The organism is Bradyrhizobium valentinum (genome assembly GCF_001440405.1).
In the GTDB taxonomy this organism is placed as follows: Bacteria; Pseudomonadota; Alphaproteobacteria; order Rhizobiales; family Xanthobacteraceae; genus Bradyrhizobium; species Bradyrhizobium valentinum.
This window is the reverse complement of record NZ_LLXX01000200.1, coordinates 1-1423: the sequence shown is the minus strand read 5'-3', so window position 1 is coordinate 1423 and position 1423 is coordinate 1. Positions and strand designations below refer to the sequence as shown.

The window sequence follows — 1423 nt, the reverse complement described above, 5'->3', positions numbered from 1 at the left end:
GGTCCACGCTTGCTCGCCGCAGTCGCACTTGTACATGCGCAGCGTGTAGCCGTTGCCTCGCCGACGAATACGATGCGGCGCAGGAGCGGGGGGAAGTCGCGACAGGTCGCCCAAAAACTCTTCCAGACGGGAATACTTCTGCGACGGTTGGAGATGCTGGGCTCTCGTCGAAAGACATCCACGAGGCCCGCATCATCCGCGACGCGGAGCTGGCTGATCATGGCATCGTTCGCCGCACAGTTGATGCGGCGGTCGCGGCCGGAGAAGAACCGAGCAGGGCCCCGGTCCGTCGCGTGGTATTTGAGACTGCCCGTCCTCAATCCGCAGCGCGCCGAAGTCCCGCCAGTGGTAGCGACAACATCCGTGAGCGCGTGCTTGAAGCCATAGCTACTCTCTCTGGCCTCCCTCCTGCTCATGAGGTCGTCACCTAGTTCCTGGCACCGACTATTCATGACATTAGTCGCAGCGGCGCTCCCTGCGCGTGATCCTGCGGCCGTCGTCCCGTTCAATCGTGGTGGTCTCTGTCCGGCAGCGCTGTCGTGGGCCGATGGTGACACCGCCTGGACCGACTCCAACTGTGGCGTTGGAGTCATAAGGCCGGCGGTCCCTATAGTCGCGGTCGTTGCGGTCCTCGAAGTGCCGGCCGGTCTGCATATCGACTTGGGCCATCTTGACGCCCTGGGCCTTGGCCGGAGTGGCGAGCGGGATAGTCGTCAGCACACCTGCCGCCACGACTAAAGCGATTTTCATCATGAGGAGTCCTCCTTGGACTTGAAGAGGCGTAACGGGCACGCACACTGAGGGGTTCCACTAGGCATTGTATGGAAGGCGGCTTGGATACGCGCATCTGGCCGAAGTGATTTCATGGTCGTCTTGTCAGCGTTCTGTCCGCATATATTCGCTGCGTTCAGAAACCAGCCGCAGGATCGGCACTCAAGGATTGCGACATTTGCAGCCATGCCGGGCTCTTTTGGGGACGCTCCGCGACGAGAATCCACCCAATCACGAGGAAGGGCACAGGGCTGCTACCGTCCAAGGATCCCGCATCATTTGCGTCCTCCTTATTCGCGTATCAACGTTCCGATCAGGTTGAGCAGCGCCTGGTGCTCCGGACCGTTCGCACCGTCCCGCAGGAATTTGCCGATTTCGATGTACGAAGTCTGTCCCCCTGAGTTTGCATTCGGCTGATGCTTTACTACTGGCGTGTTGGAAGCCGGGTGGCGTACCAAAAGCCACATGTCGCCGTTGCTGCTCTCGTACAAGACCCGATCGCTCATCACGAGCTAATAGCGCTAGGGCTGTTCGGTTCCTGCCTCTGGATCGTGGCGATCTTCTTCGGCCGGCTAGTCGTCGAGTCCCGCGAGATGAGCCTTCCGCGGAAGATCCTGCGGTTCATCAATGAAGCTTGACGGGCTTCCTCGCG

At 60.5% G+C, this 1423-nt stretch carries 1 protein-coding gene; it reads right to left on the bottom strand.

The window, feature by feature from the left end; all coding sequences use genetic code 11:
• Positions 1-456: 456 nt before the first annotated feature.
• Entirely contained in the window at positions 457-753 is a 297-nt protein-coding gene (locus tag CP49_RS35350; protein WP_057854734.1) for a hypothetical protein, read from the bottom strand.
• Between the last annotated feature and the right edge of the window lie 670 nt (positions 754-1423).